Below are 21,115 nucleotides of genomic sequence, written 5' to 3'. Positions count from 1 at the left end.
TTCTCAGGATAGATGTCTACCTTGTGTTTTTGCTTCTTCATTCAGTTTGTTTTTAAGAATTTACTAGGACAGTAAAGAAGATATCCTATATTTATTAGACTCCATTTCAACTCTCTCGATCAATTCTTCAGTGTCGATAAGCAATTCTTTAGCATCTTCAGAATGAGAATCCTTAACCTGCTGCTTCGTTGCATTCAGTGCCGATAACAACCTATCAACAACAACCTGATTATTGAGTACTCCAAAAGAACAGTGGTCTTTTAAAGGGTGATCTTTTATAACTTGAATAATTTGTCGAGAAGAATTGGGATCGTAGTCGGATCGTGCCAGTAAACATTGTAAAGCATACGATATGGCCGTAGTGGAATAAGAATAACAATTAGAATTTATCATATTACATGCCTGACTTTGATTAATCGCAATATCGGCTGAATTAAGAAAAGAATTAATTTCATCTTTTGAAAAAGAAACTCCAGTAGGATAAAGGGTAAAACCAAAATTATCATTTAAATAGTTTGATTCATTATCTTTCCTAGTATTAAAACCAATACCATCTCTAGACCATAATGACAAATCAAAAGGACTTTGCCGGCCATAAATCGCATAAGTTCCATCCTCATGATTAGCAAATGCAATTGCAGAATGACTGATTGGAAAATTGTGAATTGGCAGGCCACATTTTTTAGCGAACATAAGCTCATATTGGGATTTTATTGACCAAGATTCTAAAGAAGACAATTGTTTTTTAGTCACATATATTGGTTTTTTTGGTTGAACTAATTGTGAACTTTTCCTTATATGATTTGCTGCACTAGGGCAAGCTGCTTTGAAAAATTTGCCAATATATTCCATTAATATTCCCTTGTAATACAATCTAACAACAATGAACAAATAAAAATCATCATAGCAAGAAAATATGCATTAGAAAAGGGGTAGTACCCTATTTATTAACCAAGCATCAGAACACATACTGCCCTATCAGGCAGCATTATTGTGTAAATTATTTATTTAACAAATTCTGCATTTCTTCTGAGGTAATGGGCTGGCTGAAGTAAGTCCCCTGGATTTCCTCACAATGGTTAGACTGTAGAAATTCTAATTGTTTTTGAGTTTCAACACCTTCCGCCACAATATTCAAGTTTAATTTTCTAGCTAACGTAATAATGGATTGGATAATCACTTCATCACTGTTATTTAAATTGATATTTTTAATATAAGATTGTGCTATTTTTAGTCTATTTAGTGGGATCCGGTGTAAATAATTAATACTAGAATCTCCTGTTCCAAAATCTCCCAAGGTAATATTCACCCCCATTGCCCTTATGTCAGCAAGAGGATTTTCAGGCCAATCTACAGCACGAACAAGTGCTTTTTCAGATAACTCCAATTCCAAGTACTTTGATTTTAATCCAGTTTCTTCTAAAATACTTTTGATTTTTTGCGCAAAATTAGCTTGTTTAATTTGTTTTAAAGTAATGCTAACCGCCACTCTTATTTTGGGAAAGCCCTTCTCTTGCCATCTCTTATTCTGCTCACAAGCGGTCTTTAAGATCCAATCACCAATTGAAAAAATTAACCCCGTCTCTTCAGCTATCGGTATAAAATGTATAGGCAATAAAAGTCCCTTTTTAGGGTGTTGCCAACGAATTAATGCTTCAACAGACAATATTTTTTTTGTTCTAGCATCCACTTGAGGCTGATAATACAAGACGAACTCATCATTACTCAGTGCATTAGTTAAATCATTTTCCAGCTCCAGACGCTCTGCAATTTGGCGTCCAAGCTCTACTGTATAAAAATGTGGCTGACTTGTCCCCAGACTTTTTGCCCTATACATGGCAGCATCAGCATGCCTCAATAATTCACTAATCGTAGTTCCATCACGAGGATAAAGACTTACTCCCGCACTAGTACTGACTGACAAGGAATGCCCGCATATTTCGAAAGTGTCTTTAAACACACCCATAAGACGATTTGCAATTGTACCGGCATCTAATTCACTATTGATACTGTCTGCAATTAGAACAAACTCATCTCCACCAAGCCGAGCCAATGTATCCGTTTGACGCAATACAAATTCCATTCTTTTGGCCACAAGCTTTAGCAATTCATCCCCTGCGGCATGCCCCAAGCTGTCGTTAATCAATTTAAATCGATTTAAATCAAAAAATATAATAGCAAATAAAGATTGTTGTCTTTTGGCTCTTTCTAATGCATGTTGAAGTTTATGTAACATCAATTCCCGGTTAGGCAAACCTGTAAGTGAATCGTGCAGAGCTTGGTATTCTAATTTTCTTTCTAGAATAATCCTCTGACTAATATCACGAAAACTCCAAACGCGACCAGTAATTTCTTCTTTAATTTTATAGGGTTGTGAATAGCACTCAAAAATTCTCTCGGGTTTGAAATTAAATTTTTTAACTTTTACAGCCTCAGGTTTTTTTGATAAATCAACAATCATATTGGTAAATTCAATAGGATTTTCTGCCTGCTGAGCAATATAATCAAGAACTAGATTACCTTTATTGGTTTCAATAATACTTTGAGGAATATTCCATATATCAAGGAACTTAGTATTGTAATCGACAACCCCACTGTCATTATTTAAAACAAAAATACCATCCGCAGATGACTCCAGAGTGCCTCTGGTTCTTGACAGCAGCTCTTGAAGAGAACTAGTACGCTCATCCACTTTTTCTTCAAGTAAACGCGTATAACTTCTACTTTGCTGTAAAAGCTGCCATTTTTTTGTGAGTGCATAAGCGAGCTGTCTGACTGCGATGCTATCAAACGGTTTTTTTAATATAAGAAGATTTTCTTTTTGACCTAATAACTCGATAGTTTCTTCCCAGGAATAATCGGAGTATGCGGTACAAATAACAATTTGTATGTCTGGATCAACCTCCCAGATGTGTTGAATAGTTTCTATTCCATCCCATCCAGGCGGCATGCGAATATCAACAAATGCCAAGGCATAGGGCTGCCCTTCTTTTATCGCTTTCTTAATCTCTTCAACCCCTTCTTTGCCTTGTAAAGCCGAACCAATTTGAAAATGAGGTAATAATGGTTTATTTTCTACAGCTACGTCGCCAAATAATTTTTTCTCAATATCAGATGGGGTATTAGACTCTGTAAAAGAGAGAATTTTTAAAAAATCTTCATGAATTTTCTTATTATCATCAATAATTAAAATTCGTAAATCTCTTACTTCAGGCATAACATACTCCTAATTGATTCTATGCTACTGGCTGTTTAATAGAGCTCTTGCATAACCTGCATCTTTTATATTATTGCTTCATTGCAAGCATTTCTCGAGTGCTCATTTACTTCTTGTAAACTTCGCTCCTCGCCTTGCACTAATTCAAAATCTACAGGTGATGCAAGAGCTCTATTGTACGGATTCAGAACTGTCAGTAATCGGCAATCTTAGTAAAAAGGTAGCCCCTTTGCCCAAACCTTCGCTCTCAACTGCAAGAGATCCTCCTAATTGTTTAGCAAGGAGAGCACTATGATGTAATCCAAAACCATGCCCCTGCTTCTTAGTGGTGAATCCAAAGCGAAACATTTTTTCTTGATCCTCTAGTGAGATACCTATACCATTGTCCATCACTTTTACTTCAATAAAATTGTCATCAATATTGCTGTCCAAGCTAATATTAATACGGCGAGATCTGTCTTCATCTAACTCTTCAAGGGATTCTTTAGCATTTTTTAAAAGATTAACTATAATCTGCATTAGTCCCACTTTATTAGTAATTATAGGCAAATTGTATTTATAATTTTTATTGATTGTAATTTTCTTCGTTATTATGGAATCTTCAGTAAAAATGATCTGCAAGGAATTATCAATTAACTCCGTTAGAAAGACTTTTTCTAACGCTGTTGGATGGCCTGCAATTTCGTTTTGAGCATTTAAAATATCCTTGATGATAAGGTATTGGTCTTTTAATCGTTTGATTTCTTCATCAATTTTAGTTTTATAAGCTCCAAGTTCTTCAAATATTATCGTTAAATAATTAGGTAGTAACTTGCCTTTCTCGTCGTTCTGAAAGTAATCCATTAAATTCGTGGCATGTTCTTTTAACATCTCACTTAACATAGATATCCTTTTAAATAAGGAGCTATGTTGATTGTCCTTTATCACCTCTATTGAGACATTAACACTATTTAATACGTTACCAATATTGTGAAGTACCGAAGCAGCAACTTCTGCCATACCAGCTTGACGAGAGGCGCTTATTAAATCATCCTGCAATTTTACAAGCTCATCGTTTAAACTCATCGCTTTCTCTTCGGCTTTTTTGCGTTCGTTAACTTCTTTTATCAACTGCATTGTGGCCTTGCTCACCCGTAGATGTAAGTCCCAATAGGATTTATTAAGATGGGCACTTGACGAATCAGCAAACCAGGTTATTCGGGAAGTAGTAGAACTTCCATTTAAAGGAACAGGAAAAGAATAAATAGTCCAATAATGCACAGTCCCTTTTACATAACCTTCCGTTATGATAATTAGTTCTTTATCCTGTTCCAGTGCTTCGAAAAATAATTGAGTTTGTTTTTTATCTTTAATAGCCTCATCAAGCCAACCAATAAAATCAAAGTTATCCAATTTGGTCTGTTCGGATATAAGACATTTAAAAGCCGGATTAATATAAAGAACACTTTCTTTATTGTGCTGCACAAAAGGTACCGGCAATTTTTCCATTAACCAGATTGTTAAATTATCCATAATTAAACCTTTTGGCTTATTGGTTTAAATTAAACATTCCATACTTTTCTAATAAAAAATAGGCTTTTTGCCAAAATATAGACATTAGTGGTGCAATATTGGCTGCTACTTCACTCTTAATGGGGACACGAGTAAAGGCAAGATAAACACTAATATCTCCTTGCGGAAGCATAACACCTGTACCTATAACAGACTGCACCTTATATTGTTCTACAAAATCTTGTGCGGGTATATAAGGAGAACCTTGAGCTGACGACACATAAAACACTCCAAAAGTGCCCGCAATACCTTCATAATCAATCCCTTCTTCATGACCTAACAATAAACCGATATCAAAGCCAATTTGTTGTATCAAACGAGCTACCATAGGAATTCGCTCTAAAGTTTCTTTGCTCAAAAGAATGGCCTTATGGCCTTTCGATTGTTTTCTATCTCTCCATGCTTCTTCTTGGCCATAAGTTCCCATTAACACTAAAATTTTGCTGGTGTCTTTTACCTGTTCTCCCCATATTTCTTTTGTTATGCTTTGCAGCTCCTGAGGCAATACTTGAAAATCAAAAGAATGGTAGACACGCGACAAAACAACTTCGGATTTATTTAACGAGCTGCCAAAATTTTCATAAAATACACGAGCTAATTTTTGATAAGCTTCTTCTACTGAGTTAAAATTATTTTCCTGAGTAAATACTAGTTCAACAGCCCTTTCAATGTTGTCTTCCGTAAGATTTGTAAGCTCCATTTTCATCCCTTAAAATGAATCATTAACATTGTTATCCCAAAGCTCTTTTATTTCTTCAAATTCAAATTTTTCTTTTATTTTATTATCGCGTGTATCGCAACCTATCTTCACTTGAAATACACCATTCTCTGTAGCTCGGTTTTCAAAATAACGCTTTAATTTGACACGTTTTTTTCGTTCATAACGTACGCCAAAAGTAGACGTTTGTTGTAAAATAAAATTCAGACTTTTCGCTAATGTTGCTTCCTCTACAAGACAAAAAAGTAACATCGCGACTCGACCCTTTTTACCAACTGCTGTTGTTTGCCAAACGTCTAAAGCACCGTATTCAAAAAGTTTCTGGGCTGCCCAAGCTAAACGCTCGGCAGTGATATCATCGTAATTTGCCACTACTTCAAAAACGGCATCCTGCTCATAAGGCAAATCGAGCTCTTCCTGCTGAGCTTCGAATAAATTAATCCGAAATAAATTAGGATAATTTCCTAAATCCATTGTTCCTGCCCCATTTCCAGTGATAAGCAGCCTTCCAGAAGGCCATTCCTTTACAAAAACGGGCTCTAATGCCTTAAGTATAGCAAGACCTGTGGGTGTGCTTAATTCGATATTTTCAGGCTCAATCCCAACAGGAAAAGAAGCCACCCACATTTTTGAACATAGAGCAGCAGAAACGGCAGGGGGAACTGGTTGTTGTCCATGAGCAGTTAAAATGAGACCTCGTCCCAATTTCACCGGAGAAGCTAAAATTAAGTCAGGCTTTACCTTGGTAATACAATACGCCGCCATTACAATATCCATAAGAGAATCGAGCATACCTAATTCGTGAAAAACTACTTTTTCCTTAGCTACACCATGAGATTGAGCTTCTGCTTCAGCCAAAGTATTTAAAATTTTTCCTGCCAGTAATTTAACTTCGCTTTCTAGCTGCGAATTGAGAATTACCCGTTCTAACTCTTTGAAGGGAACATGGGCATGGCTTGAATGATGATTTTTAGGAATCCCATGTTTGGAAAATCGCTGTACCCATTCCTCCTCATTAAAAAGAACAACAAGGTGAGCAGCTTTTAATGAGGCACGATTCACCACAGATATTTTCACCGTTATGTCTTGAAAACCAAGTTTCGTACTTAAACTTTGCAGTTCTTCTACAAAAACTAAACCAGCATCCACGAAACTTGCGGCAAACATATCCCCTGCAATTCCTGCAATACTTTCAAGATATAGTGTTTTCACTTTTTATCATTCCATTGACAATACGAGCTGCTGCGAAACCTGCCGAGAACCCCGCATCAATATTAGTGACAACAAGTCCAGGAGCACAGCTGTTTAGCATTCCTAATAATGCAGCCATCCCTTGAAAATTTGCTCCATACCCAATACTGGTAGGCACTGCAATAATGGGTGTTTTCACCAATCCACCAATAACACTTGGCAATGCACCCTCCATGCCAGCCACCACAATCACTGCACTGGCTTGCTGAATTGTTTCCATAGCCTCTATTACCCGATGCAAACCAGCAACTCCTACATCATAAATACATTCCGTTGCAATTTTCATCGCCATACAAACTTCTTTCGCTTCTTCAGCCACAGGAATATCACTGGTACCAGCTGAAACAATAGCGATGAATTTATCAGATAGCCCGCTCTGATGAATGTCTGGAGGATAAAGCATAAAAGTTCTTGCCAAAGTATTTGTTCGACCTTCAGGAAAAGCTTTTTTTAATAAATCCATTCTTTCAGGCTCAAGTCGAGTAATTAATACACAACGCTCTCCCTGTGCAAGTTTTTTAGCAATTTGAATAAGTTGCTCTACTGACTTGCCTTCTCCAAAGATTACTTCATTTAATCCATGCCTTAATTCCCGATGATGATCCAGATTGGCATAGCCTAATTCAGTGCGTTGAAATAAGGTCGTTAATAGCTTATTTATGACGGCATCCACGGCAACCTCACCGCCTACTAACTTATTTAATAATATTCTCAAATTGGCTTCATTCATGATGTAATTGTTGCGCCTCCAAGCTGATAACCCGCTAAATCTAAATTTACCCAACGATAACCTAACTTTCGAGCTGTACTAACTAATAAATCACGTATTCTCAAAACTGCAAGCATTTCTTCTGGCGCTACTTCGATTCGAAAATAGCGATGCCCGGATGTTAGTCGTTCAGATGTAAAATGTTCCTCGTGTATACGAACACGATAAACAGAAAGACCCGCATCTCTTAGAAGACTCTCCATTTCATGAATATGATTTAACTTTTCTTCCGTGACTCGTACCCCAGTCATGATTCGGGAAGCCAGGCAAGGAGTTGCGGGTTTATCAGACAGGCTAAATCCTAATTCCCGCAAGAATTCTCTTATTTCACCTTTTTCCAAGCCCACTTGTTCTAATGGAGAATAAATATTATGTTCTTGAGCAGCTAAATGACCAGGACGAATATCATTCCGGTCGCTCGCATTATAACCATACGCAATCGATTGATACCCCCTTTCTATTCCTTCTTTTTTTGCTATAGTAAACAGCTCAGTTTTGCAATAATAGCAACGTTTACCATCATTTTTAGCATACGCTTCCTGCTGAACTTCATGACTATTGACTATTAAAAGTTCTGCACCAATATTCTTCGCAAATTTTCTTGCGTCTTCAACTTCCCACAAAGGTATACTGGGACTCACCGCAAGCACAGCCAGCACACGCCCTTTTTTTCCCGAGAGATTTAAAGACTTTAAAGTTTCAATAGCAGCCCATAGAAGAAAGCCACTATCAACACCGCCAGAAAAAGCTACGATTAAACCGTTTTCGATGAGTGATGCCAGTATTGATTTTAATAAATCAAGCTTGGATGTCTTTTCTAACAAACAAACGCTTGAATTTTTATTTGTACTCCCTTCTTGCTTTTCCATGCATTATCCATAATTAATTATTATTACTAAGATATACCCAAGATACTTCAAAATACCAGCTTTTAGAATAGGGCATGTTGGCAATTCATCTCCACCAACTATGTGCAGCGACTTTGGATGAATTGTCAATACACCCCCATAAATATTATCAAATATTGATCTTTCGGTTAAAGTGAAATATATTTAAACAAAAAGATTAATGTTTGTGATTAAATTAATTCTTTTAGATCATAAAAAGTAAGCAGATAGGTAGGCATTTTGTTTTCGCGATCCTGCTAAAGTACCTACATGACGCACATAGTCTGGATTGTCCGCGGCATATGGTGATTATCCTATCTAAGGAGAATGATAAATGGAAGCAAACAATAGCGCGGTAATAGATGAGCAAGTACTCAAAAGTCTGGGAGCACGGACTATAAGAGTCATCCGATCCCAAAAAGCTCTGCTTAAGGATAACGCTCTTTCAAAACTCGAAGAGCTTGACAAAATGAGTGCGGAGGGCTCGTCCAAGGATGGATTAGTTACTATAAAAATAAATGGTAACCATCAGGTAATGGATATTTCATTTCATCATTCCTTTACTGACTGGGCAGTTGATAACGCAAAAACATGCAAGTTAATTATAGAAGCCATCAATGATGGAATAAGCAAAATTGATTTGAATATCGAAAAAGAAATTTTCGAGTAATTAAAGAAACGTCCATTATAGCGGGCTACCTTTACCAGCATATAATGTGCATGCCTAGTAATCGTTCAGGGTCATAGCTTGAATCTTGGTGGAATGCCAAAGTTGTGTCCAGTTTTTCGTCCAAGATGGGCCAAATATAGCATTCCGGCGATACAGCGTGACAGTTACCATGCCTATTAGGGTGGCTACTATTTCCTAACTCACAGTAAAGCTTTCTCCGCAACCACATTGACCTGTTTGATTAGGGTTGTTAAAAACAAACTTATAGTTTAACCCTTGCCTTACATAATCAACTTGCATGTTTTTAAGGAAAGGGTAACTTGATTTATCCACACAGACCAAATAACCTTCGGATAAAGGAGCTACCATATCGCCTTCTGCTGGTTCCTTAACATAATCAACCACATAAGATAGGCCAGAGCACCCTGTTTTTTTTACAGATAAGCGCACCCCTTTATGCCCCGGATTTTTTTCTAAATAGGAAATCAAATGTTTTATTGCTGATTCGCTGAAAGTAATGTTTGGATTTACGCTACTTGATTGTTGTATCACTACACTCATAGATTTTACCTCTCAAATCTCTTGCTCACTAAAGCCAGCGCCTCTTTATAGATTCCCTCTATCTGGAGAGCTATAGGATACTGACTGTCGGGTATTTCCAGTTCGTTGATTAAAACTTGGTATGTTAATAACGGAAGCGTTTCCAAGCTTTTGCCTTCGATCTGGCGACATAACCATTCTAGCGCTGCAATTACATAAGGACTACCATTCGTTTTAAAACTGGCTCTAGATATTAATTTGTCTTTTTCACATCTCAAATAAAAATTCACTTCACTCCTTGGATGTGCAGTATAACTTTGTATACCCACTATCAAAGGATTATTTAGATCTAGTTTTTCAACATGCTGAGGATTAAAAAAACAGTCCTTTACTTTTTTATTATATATCATAGTGGTGATAATTCATGCAATCTATTGACTTGTGTGCAAATTATATTAATTGCTTTCTGAATTTGCTCTTCTTGAGTAAAGCGCCCTATTGAGAGACGGATAGAGGATTGAGCTTCATCATCGGTGAGTCCTATTGCTCTTAAAACATAAGATGGCTGAATGCTGGCTGAGGAGCAAGCTGAAGTGGTCGATATCGCCAATTCATTTAAAGCCAGCAATATAGAATCTCCATTTAAATCAACAAAACTTACATTCAGATTCCCTGCAATACGACGATGCTCATGCCCATTTAACTTAATATTAGGTAAACCTCGAATACTTTCCCATAATTGTTTACGAAAATTTAAGATACGCTCCTGCTCAGTATTTCGCTCTGCTTCAGCAATAACAAAAGCTTCTCCCATACCTACGATTTGATGAGTAGCTAAAGTGCCAGACCTCAAACCGCCCTCATGCCCTCCCCCATAACTTAAAGCTTGTAAACGAATTCTTGGCTTATGCCTAACATATAATGCCCCTATGCCTTTGGGGCCATAATTCTTGTGAGCAGAAAAAGACATTAGATCGACTGATAGCTTGTTCAGATCAATGGGCAATTTGCCTGCGCTTTGCGCCGCATCAACATGGAATATAATTCCTCGATTACGTAGCAGCTCACCAATAGAGGCAATGTCTTGTATGACTCCAATTTCATTATTGACATGCATAATAGATACTAAAATGGTGTCTGGTCTAAGGGCTAACTCCAGCTTCTTAAGATCCAATAGACCATCAGACTCCGGATCAAGGTAAGTAACCTGAAAACCTTCTTTTTCTAATTGATGAAAACTATCAAGCACCGCTTTATGTTCTGTGCTCATAGTAATCAGATGCATCCCTTTATTTTTATAAAACCTGGCAGAGCCTAAAATTGCCAAATTATCTGCCTCAGTGGCGCCTGAGGTAAATACAATTTCCTGGGGAGAAGCATTAATAGCTTCTGCAATTTGAGAGCGAGCACGTTCAACAGCTAGAGAGGCTACCCTACCATATTCGTGGGTTATTGATGCCGGATTACCAAAATCCCCATCAGGGCCTAAATATTTTATCATTTTTTCAATAACGCGGGGATCGACGGGCGTTGTCGCCATATAATCCAAATAAATCGATTTTGTTATCAACTTAATCACTCCTACTGTTTTTCCTTGCCCACTCCAATGATTTCTGAACCTGACTAAGCATGCCTCTTAAAATACTTACTTCCATTTTTTCAAGGTTTATTCTATTAAATAATCGCCTCACCCTTTGCATTAGTCGCCTAGGGTTCGATGGTTTCAAAAATTGGATTTCGATAAAAACTTCCTTTAAATGATTATAAAATTGCTCAATTTCATCAGCTGTTGCATATTCTTCATGACGAAGAGCTACTTCTGCCTGTGGTGATAATATTTTCATGCGTAATTCATAAGCAATAATTTGTACTGCTTGTGCCAAATTAAGAGAACTGTATTCAGGATTACTGGGGATATTAATATGATAGTGACATTTTAACAGTTCTTCATTAGTAAGGCCTGCGTGTTCTCGGCCAAATACAATAGCTACTTGCGCATTATCCGATTGTTGACTTACTAATTCCGCACAGGAGGTTGGGAGTAAGCCTGGTAAAGAAAGCCCTCTTGGTCTGGCGCTTGTTCCTAAAATTAACTGACATCCCGCTAAAGCTTCATCAAAGCTACTCGTTACTACAGCTCTGTCTAAAACATCATCAGCACCGGCAGCCATCTCTCTGGCTTTAAGATCAGGAAATGATTTTGGGTTCACTAAATATAATGAACCCAATCCCATAGTTTTCATGGCTCTTGCAGTAGAACCGATATTACCGGGATGGGAAGTTGAAACTAAAACAATTCGAATGGAACTTAATTTCATAAAAATAATTATTATATCCGCTACCTATAACTCTATCCTTGCCTGCTACAAAAATTTTTATTTGCTGTCATCGCTCCGAAAGAATCTGATGTTCGCTCAAGCGTTTTCTTTCTTCTATGTCTCACGACTTATTCGTGGACCATAGATCCTACGGATACCATAGAAACGCTGTCACACATCGAGGCAAGATGATGAATTATTATAAAACATATAGATTAATTTCCAATGCTCATCCCATAAGAACTGGGATGCTCACCATGATAAAACTTAAATTTTTATCCTGCACAAAGAACTATATCATAGTATTTGTGGATTGAACTTCTCTCTACTTAAAAAAAAATGCTAGAATTGCTGATTTTATTGCTAAAGAGTATATCCATGGAACCACTTTTAAATATTGCTGTCAATGCAGCGCGTCAAGCTGGTGAAATCATCAACCGTTATGTAGAACAAGTTGATCGATTAAAAATAACTCCCAAAAGTAGCCATGACTATTTTAGTGAGGTGGATATCAAAGCAGAGCAGTCAATTATTAACACAATACATAAGGCTTACCCGGAACATGGAATCTTTGCTGAAGAAAGCGGCGTTCAACAAACCGATAGCGACGTGATCTGGATAATTGATCCCCTTGATGGTACCTCAAATTACCTACATGGATTCCCCTTTTATTCTGTATCCATCGCTGTAAAAATTAAAAACCGGATTGAACATGGTGTCATTTATGATCCGTTACGGCACGAGTGTTTTGCTGCAAGCAGAGGGCGCGGGGCCAGATTGAATGATAGAAGAATACGGGTATCCAAGCAAACCCAGCTTATTGCTTCTCTTTTAGGAACTGGCTTTCGCTTCAGAGAAGCGTCTCTTGCCCAGAAATATTTACCAACCTTCGAAGCATTGTTTGGGAAATGCGCTGGAGTAAGAAGAACAGGCTCTGCTGCTCTCGATTTAGCCTACGTCGCAAGTGGGCGTTTGGACGGTTTCTGGGAGTTTGGTTTGCGTCCTTGGGATATCGCTGCAGGCGCATTACTTATTAGGGAAGCCGGTGGTTTAATAAGCGATATGCAGGGCGGAGAGGACTTCCTTAACCACGGCGATATAGTAGCAGGAACACCGAAGGTATTTAAATCACTTCTGCAAACCATATCACCTATATTAAAATAATTTGTTAAACAATGTCTTCGCCTATTGGTACTTGTCTTTTGAATTTAAATCCAAGTTTATTCACTCCAAGATAGTACCATAGATATCTCTCAGCATTAGTACTGGTTTTCCTAAAATCACGAGCTCGTTGACTTTCCCATTCCCTCCCCCCTAGGAATTCCCACAAAATTTGAACAGGCATAAAATGCTCATACGACCAACAAATTGGATTAATAAACTCCATCTCTGCATGCACCGCGGAGCAACCCAGGAGTTCTGAATACAACAAAGGTACTTACCTTAACCCAGGCTTAATTCCTAAAGCCACCGGTAACTCATCGACCATTGCAGTACCCAAATTTTTAGTCAAGCGGTCGAAGACATTTTGCTTATAAGTATAATCAACAACATTAGCAATTTGAATTACTTCACGCGCCAACTGCCCACTACTGGCATAACCATCAATTAGGCCACTTGCTAATGCTTGCTCCCCTGTCCAAAATAGCCCTGAAAAAGTTTCATCATTAATATGTAACCGATTCCCACGCCCTTCCTTAACACGATCAATAAACTGTTTATGTACTATATCAAGCATAGTTTGCAGCTTTTGTTTCTGAGAATCTGAAATGGGTGAAAAAGGATCCAGGAAAGCTTTGTTGATTCCTGAAGTCTGTAATCTCCGCGAGATACCTAGTTTCTCTATTGCATCAACAAAACCAAAGCCATTATACAATACACCAATAGACCCAACTATACTTGCCGGACTAGCGTAAATTTCGTCAGCCCCAACAGCAACATAATAGGCAGCAGAAGCACACATATCCACACAAACTGCATAAATTTTAATATTTGGTTTTAATTTTTTATAGTATTGCAAAACATTATAAATATATTCTGCTTGTACGGGGCTGCCGCCAGGACTATTAAGACGAACAATTAATGCTTTTAATCCCTTACTTTTATAGGCCTTATCTATGCCTTTAGTAAAATTATCAGCACTGGCTGAACTGGAATCACTAATCTCACCATTAATATCAATCAAGCCAATGTGATCTTTATCTTTGGATGCTTCGGTACTTTCAGCCAACAACATTATTTTATAAGATGAAAAAACTATTACTACCAAAATGGCAGCCCGTATGATCCATTTCCAGAGGCGTTTTTCGCTTTTTTTCTTTGAGATAATCAATGACCAGTCGATTAAGCAAAGTTTGTGAATCCGAATTAGAATTAGAATTAGAAGATGACTCATTATTCATAAAAAACTCTTGAAAAAAGATAAACCATACCCATTTTAAGGCAGGTAACCTAAAATTAATACCCTAAAATAACTAAAAAGGTGTTCCTATGAGAATGGACAAACTGACGTCAAAGTTTCAAATGGCTCTCGCAGATGCTCAATCCCTAGCTATAGGCAGAGATAACGGATTTATAGAACCTGAACATCTAATGAAATCCTTACTCGATCAACAAGGCGGAAGCTGTAGGCCTCTTCTTAGCAAAGCTGGCGTTAATATACCATTATTGAGAACTTTAATCGATCAAGCTTTGGATAAACTACCTAAAGTCTCAGGCACAGGGGGGGATATTCATATCTCTAATGCGTTAAATCGCTTACTTAATTTGACTGATAAATTGTCACAACAAAGAAAAGATAATTTTATTTCCAGCGAACTTTTTATTTTAGCGGCAATAAGTGAAGATGGCAGTCTTGCGAGAATATTGAAGCAAGCTGGGAGTGATATGAAGGCGATTGAAAAAACAATCGACGAATTACGTGGAGGAGAATCAGTCACTGATCCTAATGCAGAAGAACAAAGACAAGCCCTTGAAAAATATACTCTGGATTTGACCGAACGTGCTGAGCAAGGAAAACTGGACCCGGTCATTGGTAGAGATGATGAAATTCGACGTACTATCCAGGTTTTGCAAAGAAGAACAAAAAATAATCCCGTATTAATAGGGGAGCCTGGAGTTGGTAAAACAGCCATTGTAGAGGGCCTGGCACAACGAATTATCAATAGTGAAGTCCCCGAAGGCTTAAAAAACAAGCGTCTGCTTGCTCTTGACATGGGAGCTCTGATTGCTGGAGCAAAATACCGGGGAGAGTTTGAAGAACGTTTAAAGGGAGTTCTTAACGATTTGGCAAAACAAGAGGGTCAAATCATTTTATTTATAGATGAATTACACACCATGGTAGGAGCTGGTAAAGCGGAAGGAGCCATGGATGCGGGAAACATGCTTAAACCAGCATTAGCACGAGGAGAACTGCATTGCATAGGAGCCACCACTCTAGATGAATACAGGCAATATATTGAAAAAGACGCAGCCCTTGAAAGACGTTTTCAAAAAGTATTAGTCGATGAACCCAGCGTTGAAGACACAATTGCTATTCTCCGTGGTCTAAAAGAACGATATGAAGTGCATCACGGTGTTGAAATTACGGACCCAGCATTAGTGGCGGCAGCAACATTGTCACATCGCTATATCAGCGACCGTCAGCTGCCGGATAAAGCCATTGACTTAATCGATGAAGCAGCCAGCTTAATCCGTATGGAAATTGATTCTAAGCCAGAAAGCATGGATAAATTGGATCGGCGTTTGATTCAGTTGAAAATAGAACGTGAAGCATTGAAAAAGGAAAATGACGAAGCCTCTAAGAAAAGACTGGTTGACTTACAAAAAAGTATTGATGAATTGGAAAAAAGCTATTCCGATTTGGAGGAAATATGGAAGGCTGAGAAAGCAGCCATGCAGGGTTCCACACAAATAAAAGAGGCTTTAGAGCAAGCCAAGCTGGAAATGGAAACCGCAAGAAGAGCTGGCGATTTAAGCCGTATGTCCGAATTACAATACGGGCGTATACCAGAACTGGAAAAAAGATTAAGCCAGGTTGCTTCAGTTGATACTAAGGAAACCAAATTGGTCCGCAATAAAGTGACTGAGGATGAAATCGCAGAAGTTGTTTCAAAATGGACAGGAATTCCTGTATCAAAAATGATGGAAGGTGAAAAAGAGAAACTGTTGAAAATGGAAGAAGCATTACACAGCAGATTAATAGGTCAGAATGAAGCAGTAGATGCCGTTTCCAATGCCATCAGACGATCTCGAGCAGGGCTATCCGATCCGAATCGCCCTATTGGCTCTTTTCTGTTCCTTGGCCCAACTGGAGTAGGAAAAACTGAATTGTGCAAGGCTCTCGCTTCCTTCCTCTTTGATACTGAGGATGCAATGGTTCGAATTGATATGTCAGAATTTATGGAAAAGCATTCTGTAGCACGCTTAATCGGGGCACCTCCTGGTTATGTAGGTTATGAAGAAGGAGGCTATTTGACTGAAGCAGTGAGGCGTAGGCCATATTCCGTAATCTTACTTGATGAAGTAGAAAAAGCCCATTCTGATGTATTCAACATTCTGCTTCAAGTGATGGATGACGGTCGTTTGACCGATGGTCAAGGACGTACAGTTGATTTCAGAAATACAGTCATCGTCATGACTTCTAATCTAGGCTCTCAATTGATTCAGGAAATGAGCAGCAAGTTTGACTACGAGCAAATAAAAGCAGCTGTTATGGAGCTGGTAAGTCAACATTTTAGACCTGAATTCATCAATAGAATCGATGAATCAGTAGTATTCCATTCCTTGACTAAAGAACAAATTGCAAAAATAGCTGCTATCCAAATCAACTATTTGCACCATCGTTTAAAACAGCAGAATATCAACCTTGAAGTCACTAAGGAAGCTTTAACCCACTTGGCGGAAGCTGGTTTCGACCCTGTCTACGGTGCGCGGCCACTAAAACGAACTATTCAGCAAAAGCTGGAAAATCCTTTAGCCCAATCCTTACTGACTGGAAAATTCAAATCCGGAGAAACGATTATTGTATCTTATAAGAATGGAACGTTGGAATTTTCGACCCAATGATTAGGTGTGTCAACACACCTAATCCACACATCAGAAGCTACTTGTGCGCGTGGCTGAATTGATGTGTGAGGATGAGTCAAAGCTTATTTTCTATTGTTCATGAGCACTTAGATAAAGTAGGCTTGGCGAATGCCATCACCTACAACAGCACTCTGGGTGCGACTGCCAAAAGCGCGCATCCAGATGAACAGCTAGCAGGAAACTTGATTGATCTATTCATACTCGATGACTGGAGAGCTGTGCTTTTTCTTTACTCCACCTTCTTCTACCGACAATATCTGTTCGGGCAAATACACCTACTAATACAATATGAATAGTATAGAATGCAGCTCCATAAAATGACTGTTCCTCTGACTACCGGCATAAAGAAGAAAAATTGCAATAAAACCTCTGTTACTTATAGTACCATCAGAAGAAAAACACCAAGGAGGAAAACATGCAACAAATTGAAGTAATAGAAAATAAATTCATTACTTTGTCGGATGGTTGTCAGCTCGCAGCAAAGTTTTGGTTACCGTTAATTACACCGAGTGAACCAGATCAAAAAGTACCAGCAATTCTTGAATATTTGCCTTATCGAAAACGAGATGGAACTGCTATTCGCGATCAACTCACTCATCCTTATCTTGCTGCTCATGGGTATGCTTGTATACGAGTAGATATGCGTGGCTCTGGTGAATCAGATGGTTTATTGATGGATGAATATCTAGAAAGAGAGCAGTTAGACTGTATTGAAGTTATTAGCTGGATTGCCAAACAACCCTGGTGCAATGGAAAAGTAGGGATGATGGGCATTTCATGGGGAGGATTTAACAGCTTACAAGTAGCCGCTCGGAGACCCCCTGAATTAAAAGCCATCATCTCTCTTTGCTCTACAGATGACAGATACAATGACGACATTCATTATATGGGCGGTTGCTTGTTAACAGATAATTTCCAATGGTCATCAACCATGCTAGCCATGATGTCGCGCAGCCCAGATCCACAGTTAATCGGAGAGAACAAAAGCCGAGATCTTTGGTTAAATAGGATTCAAGAACAGCCTCTTTTAGCCTCAATTTGGACACAACACTCAGAAAAAGATGATTATTGGAAGCATGGTTCAATTAGTGAAAACTGGGAAGATATTACTTGTCCGACCTATCTTGTTGGTGGATTTGCTGATGGGTATACCAGTACAATCCCACGAATGCTATCCAATTTACGCTGCCCACGTAAAGGATTAATTGGCCCTTGGGCCCATAAATATCCTCATTTTGCTAAACCCGGGCCACAAATTGGATTTTTGCAAGAAGCCCTTCGCTGGTTCGATTATTGGTTGAAGGGTATTGAAACCCACATTATGGATGAACCAATGTATAGAGTCTGGATGCAAGAGTCTGTATTGCCGAAACCTTATTATGAAAATCGACCTGGTCGTTGGATTGCTGAAAACTCTTGCCCAAGTGAAAATGTTGAAAATAAAACTTTCTTTTTACGTAGTGATGGTCATTGGGATACACCACTCCAGGAAGAAAAATCAAAAACACAAATATCGCCTCAATCAGTAGGTGAAGCAGCTGGTGCATGGTGTAACTATGGAATGGGACCGAAAAACCTGTTGACCAACGAATCGATGACGGGCGATCCATTTGTTTTGACATGGAACCTCTATTGGAACGAATAGAAATTTTAGGTTCTCCTGTAGTCGAATTGGATGTGGCTGTTGATAAACCTAATGCATTCATCGCTGTTCGTTTGAACGAAGTATTTCCGGATGGATCTTCAACTCGAATTTCTTACGGATTGTTAAACCTATGCCATCGTTATGGACATGAGATTTCAGTACCTGTTGTCCCTAATGAACGCATGTCCATTAGAATTCCATTGAAGAATACTGCTCATTCTTTTTCTCCTGGTAACAAGCTTCGAATCGCATTATCTACTACTTATTGGCCCTTAGTATGGCCATCCTCTGAAAAAGTGAGTTTAACTGTATTTGAAGGAGCTAGCCGGCTTATACTCCCTACTCGTCTTCCAAAAGAAGAAGATAATCATTTATCCCCCTTTGATGAACCTGAAAATGCCGCGCCACTTAAGTTAACTTATATCAGACCCTCTTCGGGTACTCGTCATATTACCCGTGACTTAAATGGTTTGGTACGCTATTCCGTTGTTGAAGATTCAGGGCATTATATTATTGAAGATAATGGGCTTGATATTGATTATGTTCAAAAAGAAACCTTTTCAATTCACGACGACGATCCACTCTCTGCTAAGATTGACATTGAAACTATCATTCACATTGGCCGTGGCGAATGGAAAACCCGCACTGAAATAAACTCTAGTATGACTTCAAACAAAGCGGAATTTCAATTAAACGCCACAGTAAAAGCATATGAAAGTGATCAATTAGTATTGACTAAAGAGTGGGCTGATACAATTCCACGAAGAAGTGGTTTGAACTTAGAGCAAAAAAACCAAGTGAGAAAACAAAAAGTATTAGAAGATATCTGCACTCCACCTAGCAAACCAGAGGAGACTATTGTATGTACGCGGGCTTCATCATCCCAACATGTACAAGAAAATAATTTAAGAAATCATGCAGAAGCACTTCAATCCCCTTTTAGCTTTTTTCCCTTAGAAAACTCCCATAGAGAATTATTGGAAGCGCAAGAAACAGAGAGCTTTAAAAAAATAGAAGTGATGAAAAATTAGAAGCAGATTTCTGGAATGCGTAAAATGCCAAGTTCTCACTAGGGTCTCTGTTGGCAATTCGCTTGGTGCGTAGGAAACAGGCGAACTGCCAACAGACCCTATTACCTCATTATTACAATTGCTTGAGGTTCTCTGAATCCCATCAAACCACCAAAGAACTGGCACTATTCTCTGACTGTTGTTCTTGAGCCTTTTTTTGTACCTGAATTTTTTTAACCAAAGCTAATTCCGTTTGGAGAATTGACGTCTTCATAAGTTCTTTTCCACCAAAAAAGTCATAATTTAGTTCAATTTGAGGATTGTCTTCGAAATATTTTTTGAGAAATCTAATGCCATCAAGCATATCTTTATCAGTTAATTCATCAGGATTTTTTGATATACCCATAACTTGGTGTATGCAAAACCTTAATTGCTCCTTAACATTTGTATTTTGTAATAACAGACTATATCCACCGCAAACTCTATAACTCGCAATGCTAGAATTACAGTTTTTCATTTCCTTTATAAATAATTGATGATTCATTTTTTTCAAGTTTTCTTGAATATAGGGTGTATATAACAAATCCAGAATTTTTTCCCGTAAGATTTCAGATTTAATATGAGCTATGACCTGCTCCTCTAATAAATCTATATTCAAACTGTTAAAATCAGGGTAACTTCTAAGCAGCTGCTCTCCTAATAAAACTAATGCCTCTTCAAGTTGCTTATGCTCCTCTTCAATTGGTTTAATTAAAGATTGCATAAAAGCTATCGCTTTGAATTGTTTTAATATTGGCGCGCCAAGTATTTTCCGCTCATCAATAATATCTTGCAAATAAGTAACAAAATGGGTCTTATCATCTGAGAAATGAGGATATGTTTTATAACGGGGCCTTTTCCTTTTATCTTCGCCCTCAATTTCGAGAAGCATGTTATCACGAAATGTTTCCAAAGCAGTTATAATCGTTGTAGCGTCAAGGATTTTCAAGTCTCTATCCGTATAACCTTCCTCCATTTCCTGAGGTAAGCCTAAAGCTAATCTGATTGCTTGAAATAATCGGCAGTTTTTGGGATCTGTCGAATAAAGCGCTGTAAGAGACCTTCTATACTCCTTAATTATTCTGAAATATCGATGCAGTAGCCCTCCTAACAAAAATAAAATAGCTTGCTTACTTTTTTCTTCATTATTTTCCTTAGCAATGTTCCGCACCTCATTGCATAGTTTTTTAAGTGCCTCCTTAGCGGGGCTTCTAGCTGTTGGGCAAGTTTCAACGTTATGAGTTCTATTCAGCAGGGTTTCAAGAGTCTGCTGTATGATTTCATTGTTTGACCATTCTTTAGGAATATCCGTTAAAATCTTATACCTTCCTAATAAAGAAGAGAACTCAGTTTCCAGATTACGAGTGTTGACACTTACTATTGCGAATGCAGGCGGAGTAAAAGTCATAATG

General features: G+C 38.2%; 18 protein-coding genes and 1 pseudogene. 5 read left to right on the top strand and 14 right to left on the bottom strand.

The window, feature by feature from the left end; translation table 11 throughout:
• Nucleotides 1–63 precede the first annotated feature (63 nt).
• From OK13_RS03300 to larE, 7 genes are all read right to left on the bottom strand, one after another.
• Complete coding sequence (locus tag OK13_RS03300; RefSeq protein ID WP_035887643.1) at nt 64–852, bottom strand: hypothetical protein; 789 nt, start codon at nt 850–852, stop codon at nt 64–66.
• 148 nt (nt 853–1,000) lie between these two features.
• On the bottom strand, nt 1,001–3,217 hold the full coding sequence (locus OK13_RS03295) for an EAL domain-containing protein (RefSeq protein WP_035887641.1): 2,217 nt from the start codon (nt 3,215–3,217) through the stop codon (nt 1,001–1,003).
• A 171-nt stretch (nt 3,218–3,388) separates the two neighbouring features.
• A complete protein-coding gene (locus tag OK13_RS03290) occupies nt 3,389–4,729 on the bottom strand; it encodes a sensor histidine kinase (RefSeq protein WP_052117543.1) in 1,341 nt (446 codons plus the stop codon).
• A gap of 16 nt (nt 4,730–4,745) precedes the next feature.
• A complete protein-coding gene (locus tag OK13_RS03285; RefSeq protein ID WP_035887640.1) occupies nt 4,746–5,468 on the bottom strand; it encodes a hypothetical protein in 723 nt (240 codons plus the stop codon).
• Between the two features lie 9 nt (nt 5,469–5,477).
• Nucleotides 5,478–6,698, bottom strand: coding sequence for a nickel pincer cofactor biosynthesis protein LarC (gene larC / locus OK13_RS03280; protein WP_035887638.1), 1,221 nt, complete (start codon nt 6,696–6,698; stop codon nt 5,478–5,480).
• The gene (gene larB, locus OK13_RS03275; RefSeq protein ID WP_035887636.1) at nt 6,679–7,467 is read right to left on the bottom strand and encodes a nickel pincer cofactor biosynthesis protein LarB; all 789 of its coding nucleotides are present in this window, start codon (nt 7,465–7,467) and stop codon (nt 6,679–6,681) included. The genes larC and larB overlap by 20 nt, the downstream gene beginning before the upstream one ends.
• Nucleotides 7,464–8,375: an ATP-dependent sacrificial sulfur transferase LarE gene (gene larE, locus OK13_RS03270; protein WP_052117542.1), complete on the bottom strand. Its 912-nt coding sequence runs from the start codon at nt 8,373–8,375 to the stop codon at nt 7,464–7,466. The genes larB and larE overlap by 4 nt, the downstream gene beginning before the upstream one ends.
• A 352-nt stretch (nt 8,376–8,727) precedes the next feature.
• Here larE and OK13_RS03265 point away from each other — a divergent pair, with 352 nt between their 5' ends.
• The gene (locus OK13_RS03265) at nt 8,728–9,063 is read left to right on the top strand and encodes a YbaB/EbfC family nucleoid-associated protein (RefSeq protein ID WP_035887634.1); all 336 of its coding nucleotides are present in this window, start codon (nt 8,728–8,730) and stop codon (nt 9,061–9,063) included.
• Between the two features lie 195 nt (nt 9,064–9,258).
• On the opposite strand, the gene OK13_RS03260 is transcribed toward OK13_RS03265, so the two are convergent.
• The 4 genes from OK13_RS03260 to trmJ are packed head-to-tail and all read right to left on the bottom strand — an operon-like array spanning nt 9,259 to nt 11,921.
• Nucleotides 9,259–9,624 carry a HesB/IscA family protein gene (locus tag OK13_RS03260; RefSeq protein ID WP_035887631.1) on the bottom strand — a complete coding sequence of 122 codons (366 nt, stop codon included), beginning with the start codon at nt 9,622–9,624 and terminating at the stop codon, nt 9,259–9,261.
• Nucleotides 9,625–9,629: 5 nt separating this feature from the next.
• Nucleotides 9,630–10,013, bottom strand: coding sequence for an iron-sulfur cluster assembly scaffold protein (locus OK13_RS03255; RefSeq protein WP_035887627.1), 384 nt, complete (start codon nt 10,011–10,013; stop codon nt 9,630–9,632).
• A complete protein-coding gene (locus tag OK13_RS03250; protein WP_152571565.1) occupies nt 10,010–11,173 on the bottom strand; it encodes an IscS subfamily cysteine desulfurase in 1,164 nt (387 codons plus the stop codon). The genes OK13_RS03255 and OK13_RS03250 overlap by 4 nt, the downstream gene beginning before the upstream one ends.
• Before the next feature lies 1 nt (nt 11,174).
• On the bottom strand, nt 11,175–11,921 hold the full coding sequence (gene trmJ, locus OK13_RS03245) for a tRNA (cytosine(32)/uridine(32)-2'-O)-methyltransferase TrmJ (protein ID WP_035887625.1): 747 nt from the start codon (nt 11,919–11,921) through the stop codon (nt 11,175–11,177).
• Nucleotides 11,922–12,299: 378 nt separating this feature from the next.
• On the opposite strand from trmJ, the gene OK13_RS03240 reads away from it, so the two are divergent.
• Nucleotides 12,300–13,085, top strand: coding sequence for an inositol monophosphatase family protein (locus OK13_RS03240; RefSeq protein WP_035887622.1), 786 nt, complete (start codon nt 12,300–12,302; stop codon nt 13,083–13,085).
• A 4-nt stretch (nt 13,086–13,089) separates the two neighbouring features.
• On the opposite strand, the gene OK13_RS14055 is transcribed toward OK13_RS03240, so the two are convergent.
• Nucleotides 13,090–13,266 carry a DUF559 domain-containing protein gene (locus OK13_RS14055; RefSeq protein WP_081964848.1) on the bottom strand — a complete coding sequence of 59 codons (177 nt, stop codon included), beginning with the start codon at nt 13,264–13,266 and terminating at the stop codon, nt 13,090–13,092.
• 93 nt (nt 13,267–13,359) lie between these two features.
• Nucleotides 13,360–14,323, bottom strand: a pseudogene (locus OK13_RS03235) (S49 family peptidase).
• 88 nt (nt 14,324–14,411) lie between these two features.
• Between OK13_RS03235 and clpB the strand changes: the two are divergent.
• The 3 genes from clpB (at nt 14,412) to OK13_RS14835 (ending at nt 19,685) form a co-directional block, all read left to right on the top strand.
• Nucleotides 14,412–16,988, top strand: a complete 2,577-nt coding sequence (clpB, locus tag OK13_RS03230; protein ID WP_035887620.1) for an ATP-dependent chaperone ClpB — start codon at nt 14,412–14,414, stop codon at nt 16,986–16,988.
• Between the two features lie 436 nt (nt 16,989–17,424).
• Nucleotides 17,425–18,654 (top strand): CocE/NonD family hydrolase, encoded by a 1,230-nt coding sequence (locus OK13_RS14840; protein WP_206538884.1) that lies wholly within the window; start codon nt 17,425–17,427, stop codon nt 18,652–18,654.
• Entirely contained in the window at nt 18,642–19,685 is a 1,044-nt protein-coding gene (locus OK13_RS14835; RefSeq protein WP_241480385.1) for a CocE/NonD family hydrolase C-terminal non-catalytic domain-containing protein, read from the top strand. Before OK13_RS14840 ends, OK13_RS14835 begins: the two co-directional genes overlap by 13 nt.
• Before the next feature lie 142 nt (nt 19,686–19,827).
• Here the strand turns inward: OK13_RS14835 and OK13_RS03215 are convergent, their stop codons facing one another.
• Complete coding sequence (locus OK13_RS03215; RefSeq protein WP_035887617.1) at nt 19,828–21,111, bottom strand: hypothetical protein; 1,284 nt, start codon at nt 21,109–21,111, stop codon at nt 19,828–19,830.
• Nucleotides 21,112–21,115: the final 4 nt, after the last annotated feature.

This window comes from Legionella norrlandica (assembly GCF_000770585.1).
GTDB lineage: Bacteria > Pseudomonadota > Gammaproteobacteria > Legionellales > Legionellaceae > Legionella > Legionella norrlandica.
This window is presented reverse-complemented; position numbering and strand designations above follow the sequence as displayed.

Bases quoted from the DNA above. Each gene is read 5' to 3' on its own strand.
- OK13_RS03300 (WP_035887643.1), bottom strand. From the start codon at position 852: ATGGAATATATTGGCAAATTTTTCAAAGCAGCTTGCCCTAGTGCAGCA.
- OK13_RS03295 (WP_035887641.1), bottom strand. From the start codon at position 3,217: ATGCCTGAAGTAAGAGATTTACGAATTTTAATTATTGATGATAATAAG.
- OK13_RS03290 (WP_052117543.1), bottom strand. From the start codon at position 4,729: ATGGATAATTTAACAATCTGGTTAATGGAAAAATTGCCGGTACCTTTT.
- OK13_RS03285 (WP_035887640.1), bottom strand. From the start codon at position 5,468: ATGGAGCTTACAAATCTTACGGAAGACAACATTGAAAGGGCTGTTGAA.
- larB (WP_035887636.1), bottom strand. From the start codon at position 7,467: ATGAATGAAGCCAATTTGAGAATATTATTAAATAAGTTAGTAGGCGGT.
- larE (WP_052117542.1), bottom strand. From the start codon at position 8,375: ATGGAAAAGCAAGAAGGGAGTACAAATAAAAATTCAAGCGTTTGTTTG.
- OK13_RS03265 (WP_035887634.1), top strand. From the start codon at position 8,728: ATGGAAGCAAACAATAGCGCGGTAATAGATGAGCAAGTACTCAAAAGT.
- OK13_RS03260 (WP_035887631.1), bottom strand. From the start codon at position 9,624: ATGAGTGTAGTGATACAACAATCAAGTAGCGTAAATCCAAACATTACT.
- OK13_RS03255 (WP_035887627.1), bottom strand. From the start codon at position 10,013: ATGATATATAATAAAAAAGTAAAGGACTGTTTTTTTAATCCTCAGCAT.
- trmJ (WP_035887625.1), bottom strand. From the start codon at position 11,921: ATGAAATTAAGTTCCATTCGAATTGTTTTAGTTTCAACTTCCCATCCC.
- OK13_RS03240 (WP_035887622.1), top strand. From the start codon at position 12,300: ATGGAACCACTTTTAAATATTGCTGTCAATGCAGCGCGTCAAGCTGGT.
- OK13_RS14055 (WP_081964848.1), bottom strand. From the start codon at position 13,266: ATGCCTGTTCAAATTTTGTGGGAATTCCTAGGGGGGAGGGAATGGGAA.
- clpB (WP_035887620.1), top strand. From the start codon at position 14,412: ATGAGAATGGACAAACTGACGTCAAAGTTTCAAATGGCTCTCGCAGAT.
- OK13_RS14840 (WP_206538884.1), top strand. From the start codon at position 17,425: ATGCAACAAATTGAAGTAATAGAAAATAAATTCATTACTTTGTCGGAT.
- OK13_RS03215 (WP_035887617.1), bottom strand. From the start codon at position 21,111: ATGACTTTTACTCCGCCTGCATTCGCAATAGTAAGTGTCAACACTCGT.